At 63.4% G+C, this 6,374-nt stretch carries 8 protein-coding genes and 1 tRNA gene; 4 read left to right on the forward strand and 5 right to left on the reverse strand.

What is annotated here, in order from left to right; translation table 11 throughout:
- The first annotated feature begins 62 nt into the window (after positions 1-62).
- Both JZ792_RS21650 and JZ792_RS21655 read left to right on the forward strand, forming a co-directional pair.
- Positions 63-734 (forward strand): TetR/AcrR family transcriptional regulator, encoded by a 672-nt coding sequence (locus JZ792_RS21650; RefSeq protein ID WP_216912717.1) that lies wholly within the window; start codon positions 63-65, stop codon positions 732-734.
- A 99-nt stretch (positions 735-833) separates the two neighbouring features.
- Positions 834-1,673: an enoyl-CoA hydratase/isomerase family protein gene (locus JZ792_RS21655; protein ID WP_216912719.1), complete on the forward strand. Its 840-nt coding sequence runs from the start codon at positions 834-836 to the stop codon at positions 1,671-1,673.
- Between the two features lie 704 nt (positions 1,674-2,377).
- Here JZ792_RS21655 and JZ792_RS21660 read toward each other — a convergent pair.
- The 4 genes from JZ792_RS21660 to JZ792_RS21675 are packed head-to-tail and all read right to left on the reverse strand — an operon-like array spanning position 2,378 to position 4,654.
- Positions 2,378-2,929, reverse strand: a complete 552-nt coding sequence (locus JZ792_RS21660; protein WP_216912721.1) for a hypothetical protein — start codon at positions 2,927-2,929, stop codon at positions 2,378-2,380.
- Entirely contained in the window at positions 2,914-3,756 is an 843-nt protein-coding gene (locus tag JZ792_RS21665) for a hypothetical protein (protein ID WP_216912723.1), read from the reverse strand. Before JZ792_RS21665 ends, JZ792_RS21660 begins: the two co-directional genes overlap by 16 nt.
- Positions 3,756-4,070, reverse strand: coding sequence for a hypothetical protein (locus JZ792_RS21670; protein WP_216912724.1), 315 nt, complete (start codon positions 4,068-4,070; stop codon positions 3,756-3,758). The genes JZ792_RS21665 and JZ792_RS21670 overlap by 1 nt, the downstream gene beginning before the upstream one ends.
- Positions 4,070-4,654 carry a hypothetical protein gene (locus tag JZ792_RS21675; protein ID WP_216912725.1) on the reverse strand — a complete coding sequence of 195 codons (585 nt, stop codon included), beginning with the start codon at positions 4,652-4,654 and terminating at the stop codon, positions 4,070-4,072. Before JZ792_RS21675 ends, JZ792_RS21670 begins: the two co-directional genes overlap by 1 nt.
- A gap of 408 nt (positions 4,655-5,062) precedes the next feature.
- Between JZ792_RS21675 and JZ792_RS21680 the strand changes: the two genes are divergently transcribed.
- On the forward strand, positions 5,063-5,428 hold the full coding sequence (locus JZ792_RS21680; RefSeq protein WP_216912726.1) for an elongation factor 1-alpha C-terminal domain-related protein: 366 nt from the start codon (positions 5,063-5,065) through the stop codon (positions 5,426-5,428).
- 47 nt (positions 5,429-5,475) lie between these two features.
- Here JZ792_RS21680 and JZ792_RS21685 read toward each other — a convergent pair.
- Positions 5,476-5,548 (reverse strand) — tRNA-Ala (locus JZ792_RS21685).
- Between the two features lie 161 nt (positions 5,549-5,709).
- On the opposite strand from JZ792_RS21685, the gene JZ792_RS21690 reads away from it, so the two are divergent.
- Positions 5,710-6,374, forward strand: a 665-nt coding sequence (locus JZ792_RS21690) for a DUF222 domain-containing protein (protein WP_216912727.1), incomplete at its 3' end; no start/stop codon positions are given.

Below are 6,374 nucleotides of genomic sequence, written 5' to 3' on the forward strand. Positions count from 1 at the left end.
AAGGTCCTCCGGGTACGTGCGGCGCGTGTGACGCCGCTTCGCTGTCTCGAAGGAGGTGGGTGGTGCCAGGTGCCACCGAGGTGGACGCCGCGAGGTCGAACGCCGAGCCGGACACGCCCCCTTCGCCTCGCGAGGAACGGCGGCGTCTGAGACTGGAGATGACCAGGACACAGGTGCTCGACGTGGCCGAACGCGCGTTCGCGACCGTGGGGTTCCACAACACCACCATCAAATCGATCGCCGAGCGATGCGAGATCGCGGTCGGGACCATCTACACACTGTTCGACGACAAGGACAGCGTCTACGAAGCGGTCCTGCGCCGACGCGGCGCGATCCTGCACGGCGTTACCCGGGCCAGAGCCTCCGAACCCGGGCCCGCCGACCTCACATTGGTCGCGGTGGCCGAATTGCATGTGCGGTTCTTTCGCGAGCACCCCGACTGGGCCGGACTCGCCTCGGCCCTCGGCTCCGGATCGCGCGCCACCGCCTCGAATGCCGAGCCGTCACACCTCTACGCGGCCGGCCACCGAGTGGTCTGCGACGACCTCGCCGAGGTGATCGCCCGAGGACAACACGAAGGCCGTATCCGCGACGGTGACCCGCGCGCCCTGGCCCTGGTCTTCCTGGGAATGCTGGAAACCTTCCACCGCCTCGACAACACGGGACGCGCCGACCAGCCGGACTACACCCTCGCCGAATTCCTGGACCTCGTCCGCGCGGCGTTCAGCTCGTAGTCCGCTCTCTCGGTACGAATTTCGGCCGCCTCCGTGTCGGGCAGCCCCGTGCGAGCGGGCCCTCCGGCCGCGATGATGACCACCCCTCGAAGGAGATACATGTCCGACGCACCCCGACCCGATGCAGGCGCCCCGAGACCTCCCTCCGGAGACTGGCTCGGTACCCCGTTTCTCGCCTTCACCCGCGAGAAACCTTTCGCCGTCTGCGCGTTGGACCGCCCCGAGGCGCGCAACGCCATGTCGCCCGCCATGTACTTCGGCATCGGCTACGCGGTCAACCACGTCGCGGCCGACGACGATCTCGCCGGCCTGATCATCACCGGCACCGGCGACGTCTTCTCCCCCGGCGGCGACCTGGGCGGCGGCGGAGCCGACCAATGGGTCGATTTCGGAGCGACCCTGTCGATGGACGCCGTCCTGCCCTTCGACACATTGCGCACCTCTACCAAACCGGTAGTTGCCGCGGTCAACGGCCTCTGCCAAGGCGGCGGACTGATGATCGCGATGTGCAGCGATATCGCCGTGGTCAGCGACCGCGCCACCTTCCGCGTGCCCGAACTCTTCCGAGGCATCGCCGACACCTACTACAGCCACATGCTCGCCCGCATCATCGGGCCGATCCGCACCCGCGACCTCATGCTCACCGGCCGCGTCCTGTCCGCCCAGCAAGCCCTCGACTGGGGCATGATCGCCCGCGTGGTGCCCCACGAGGAACTGATGGACACCGCCCGCGACGTACTCGCTCAATGCGCCCGCACCGCACCGATCGCCCGCGGCGTCGTCAAGGCCAGCCTGGACAACTACCTCGGCCTCAACGACCGCATCGGAATGCGCTCCAGCCTGCGTGCACCCGAAGTCTCCGAAGGGTTCCGGGCCTTCAAAGAACGGCGATCACCCGAGTGGGTACACCCCGACCTGCGCGTGGACGGACGCCTCTAGGCCCTTGTCACCGGGGCACGCCGACACGTCGGCAAGGTGAAGGTGTTGCGGGCCTTCGACACGAATCGCACGGTCGAAGGCCACCGCGTAGGGATAGTCACGCAGGAGACTGCTGTCCTCGATCACACCCCGGGAAAGTCCGGCGCCACCTCACGTCGATCGCACCGCGCTGAATGCGATGGATCTGCTGTTCGACGACTCCGCGATATGAGTTGTCGTCAACAGTGTCGTCAGTGGCTCTGATAGAGACAGAAAAGTCAGGTCCATAATGCTCGGACCTGACTTTTTGTTGGGTGGAGCTAAGGGGACTCGAACCCCTGACCCCCACTCAGGGGTTCAAGTCGTTTCACACTCCCTAATACACCCCAAAAAGTCTCACTAGCTGGCGTAATAGCATAACTACATATCCTATCGGTTCGCAAATTATCCCAATTTTTCCCACTCAAAACGTGGGGTTGGCGTGGGGTGGGGTCAAATTGGCCCAATTCACGATCCCGGATCACCGTGCCGCCATCGCGTACCACGACGTGTCTCCCACAACACTGCTCACCCCTGCCGGAATGCTGCGCGGGGGCGGGTGCCGCCCGAGTTGTGTGAGGTAGGCGCATAGCGTGGGCCCACGACGAGTGGCCGGGGACCAGAATGAAACCTCTTCGCACAGCAGTCCCCTCGGTCGGCATCATCTGGGTCGCCGGACGGCCCTTCTATCCTTTCAGGGCTCGGATCATGCTCACGAGCGTCTGCGCGCCGGCTTGGATGGTTGGTTCGTCGCGGCCCCAGAAGGTGAACTCGCCGCGCCACTCGTCGATGACGGCCGAGAGGGTGAGGTGCGGCTCTGTCGAAGTCCAACCGGGTGGCAATGCAACGGGAGTCTCGGTGATCGAGATGCCGTCGACCGTGCGGGTTGTCACGCTCGGGGATCCGGCCGCAGATGGTCCGGGGGCGTCGTCGGAGTGGGCCAGGGAGATCGTGCCCCGAAAGTTGTTGTCCGCGGTGTGATAGCCACATGCGTTTCCGCCGCTGATCAGCGCTGTCATCGGTTTGGTCGCAACGACAGAGACCTCGAGATTGTCCGCGTTGAACTGTGTCGCGTAGAACTGTTTCGGGAAGTCGCACAGCTCTTGTATCGTGTGCCCGCTCCCGGAGGTCGCGGATGGACTCTCCCCGCCGTTGTGGTTCAGCCCGCAACCGGCCGCCAAGGCGACCAGCGCTGTTACGGGCGCGATAATATGCAGTCGTCTCATTCGGCTGTCCAATCGACTGTCTGCGAATTCCTGTCGAAATCGGTGGACGTACTCTGTGGCCACTTGTTCTTGAAGAAGCCCTTGGGATTCTGGGTGGCAGCAGTGATCTCGTTGATGACGTTGTATTCGGTCAACAGTGCGGTGGTGAGTTTGGTTCCGATACTGACAGCCTCGGTAATGATGGAACCGAGTAGATCGATGGCATCCGAGATGCCCCACGGGGATTCGATGAGCGTGGATATCTTGGTGAGGGCGGTGGCGAACTTCACCAGGAAGTCGGTCAGCTTCGCGGCCATGTCGGAATAGAATGTCCAGGCCGCGTTGGAAATGGACACCAAACTCTTCTGCACGTTGCCGCAGATAGCCTTCGCGGAATCCAGGGCGGTATCCTGCTTGATGCGGCTGTTGAGGTACGCCAGCGAAGCCGCACCCTTCCAATATCCACTGAGGTTGCCTTTGTCGACCTCGTCGTTCTGAGCCTCACCGATCTTCGTTTGCAGAACCAACCAGTCGCCGCTGGTCTGCAAGAATGCCACCGGCGCCTTCATGGCCTCGATGCCATCGTGCAGGTCTTGGAGCAGCTCCCGAATCTTGGCCTTTATCTCATCCTTGTTGCTGCTGAGGGTCCCGGAGAAATCGTCTTGTCTGAACCATCCGGCGATACCGCCGACGATCGGGCCGATGACCGGAACGATGTTCCCCTCGTTCGAGGACATCGCGACAGCGAGGAGCCGGAATGCTTTGTCGACGTCGTCGGGGGTGTTTTTTACTTCTTCGACCTTGTCGGCGAATGCCTGAATCGCATCGTTGATATTTTGGAGAGTTTTATCGGCACCCATCAGCTATCTCCATGTAACCTGGCGATGGCGGCGGCGAGTTCCTCGTCGTGGGCTCCGTAGACTTTGGCGACGTGCGCGAGGACATTCTCGATAGCGTGTGTCTCGGTACTAGCTTCGGCTAGTCGGTCGTGCATGTACTCTGCGGCCTTGGCTTGAGCGGTCCAGGCATCAGCAAAGATTCCCCAGATAATTTCCTTGTGACTGTCCTGGATAGCCTGCGCAGAAATCGCAGCGGTCGAAAGCACTTCGCTCGCGTCTCCCCATGCCGCAGATGCCTCTACCAGATGCGTCAGATCGACCTGGAATTCCCCCATCAAAAGTTCCTGTTCATGTAGTCCCGATAAATTTCCAGTTCCTGTTCCAGCGCCTCGTCCGAGAGATTCGCCCAGGAATCGTCCACGCGGAATGTCGGACGCTGTTGCCGGATCTGGTTCGCGCACTCGATGATGTCGTAGCCGATGTCGGGCGGCTGCGCCACGACTGCCCAGCGTCGGTCGATCTCTATGGAATCGATGCGGCCGAGGCCTGCGGCGATTCGCACGGACGGGGCACCGAAATCGGTAATCGGCCCGGTACCGACGAATTCGATATCCCCGTGGGCGGCGCGCTCGACGGACTCGAACTCGGCACGGTTACGTGTGCCGAGCAAAGTGGTGATCAGTGCACGTCGGCGTGGCCGGGCACTGAGTGCCGCGAAATCACCTCGTGCGATCGTCGCCGCGTCGTGCTGCCAGAGTGCGAGGTAGTAGGACGTCATGGCGGCAGCGGCGAACTGGTCGGGATTCAGCACGCGGTGAATGTCCTTGCGCACGGTGACCTGAACGGGAAGCCGACCGCTGTCGAGTGTCATTTCGAACAGCCCGACCCCGGTCAACGATGTGATCGTTGTGTGCCTCATCGCAATCCCCCTGTCGCGGACACCGAGTGGTCCGTTCCCCCGACGCCCCAGGAAGGGTACGACGCCGCACGCCCGTGTACAACCGACTCGGCATAGTCAAGGCAATCGCGGTGGAAACGCGGTGCCACGCACCGACCACTCGATCGGGGACGATCAGCTTCCGAAGTCGCGGTGGCCGCGTCGATCGAGAAGGCAATTCTGGGATGCCGACTGGGCACGACAGGCGCGGGTTCGAAGTGCACAATGACGCCTACGGACCTGGTCACTGTCCTAACTCTCGGGCGCAACCAGTACCGTCACTTCCGTAGATACTTCTCCACGAGCAGCGCGTGGTCAGGGTGGCGCCACTGTCGGTCTCGGTGCGACTGGCCGACTGTATCGACTTCGAACGAGGCACGGTCCTGATGAGTGGCGATTCCGAAGCGCCACAACCAGGTGCGTACATGTGAGCTCGACGCCATCGTCTGCTGGTTCGGTGCGACCCCGCTGCGAGCGGGCGCTCGACTGTCGCTCGAACACACCACCTCCACCCGTCCGGGCGACCCTCCAGGAACTGCACTCACGACTCGATCCGGAAACCTCGACGAACACGACCGGTCAACAGAGTTGGCACTCAACGATATCGGCTCGATCACTCTGCGTCTGAGTCCTATCGTGATCGCCGACAAGTACACCGAAAACCGCGACGCGGGCGCGTTCATCCTCATCAACGAACTCTCCAACGCACGATTTTCAATCGAAAACGTGGGGTTTCCGTGGGGTTGGGTCGAATAAAGCAGGTCAGGCCCGGTGCAATACCAGGCCTGACCTGGGAAAATGGGTGGAGCTAAGGGGACTCGAACCCCTGACCCCCACACTGCCAGTGTGGTGCGCTACCAGCTGCGCCATAGCCCCTGGTTATCGCGCTCGGTTTCCCTCGCGCTTGAAGAAAGTTACACCACTGCCGTGTCGGCTTCCAAATCGCCTGGGCATAGCGGTGGTGGGAGTGGGGCGCACGCGTTACGATCGAACGCATGTTCGAGTCTAATCGGAGCTTTTCCATGGACTTCGGGGCCATGAGCGATGAAGGGTTGATCGATGCCCTTCGGGCCGCGCACGGGGCGGCGGCACGGGCGCAGGCGGCGGAGGTCTTCGCCGTGCGCGAGTTGTATCGGCGGCATCGGGCCGAGAGTGTGGAGCCGGGGCCGGGTGGGGTGCGGGCCGGGGAGTTCGCGGCGAGTGAGGTGGCCGTCGCGGTGCACGCCGACGAGGCGACGGCGGGGGCGCTGATCGATATCGGGCTGGCGTTGGAGGAGTCGTTGCCGCGGACGCGGCTGGCCTTCGAGGCGGGGCGGATCGATCTGGCGAAGGTGCGGGTGATCGTGGACAGCACGCGCGGGCTGTCGCGGGAGGTCGCGGGGGTGGTGGAGACGCGGTTGATCGAGGTCGCCGAGCGGACCGAACCCGCGCGGCTGCGGCAGGCGGCGCGACGGTGGGCGGCACGGTTGGATCCGCGTGGGGCGCAACGTCGCCGGGAACTTCGGCAGGATCAGCGTGATGTGCGGATTCGGGCGGTGCAGGACAGTATGGCCGTATTCGACGGACTGCTGCCCGCGCCGGGAGCGCAGACGGTGGCCATGCGGCTGCGGGAGATGAGTTTGCAGGTGTGCGGGCAGGATCCGCGGACCATGCCGCAGCGACGTGCCGACGCGCTGGTGGCATTGGCGGACGGGTCGGGGCG

This window comes from Nocardia noduli (genome assembly GCF_019038455.1).
Classification (GTDB): domain Bacteria; phylum Actinomycetota; class Actinomycetes; order Mycobacteriales; family Mycobacteriaceae; genus Nocardia; species Nocardia noduli.

What these genes read in the sequence shown, in the direction of transcription:
- JZ792_RS21675 (WP_216912725.1), bottom strand. Translation starts at nt 4,654, where the DNA reads ATGAGGCACACAACGATCACATCGTTGACCGGGGTCGGGCTGTTCGAA.
- JZ792_RS21670 (WP_216912724.1), bottom strand. Translation starts at nt 4,070, where the DNA reads ATGGGGGAATTCCAGGTCGATCTGACGCATCTGGTAGAGGCATCTGCG.
- JZ792_RS21665 (WP_216912723.1), bottom strand. Translation starts at nt 3,756, where the DNA reads ATGGGTGCCGATAAAACTCTCCAAAATATCAACGATGCGATTCAGGCA.
- JZ792_RS21655 (WP_216912719.1), top strand. Translation starts at nt 834, where the DNA reads ATGTCCGACGCACCCCGACCCGATGCAGGCGCCCCGAGACCTCCCTCC.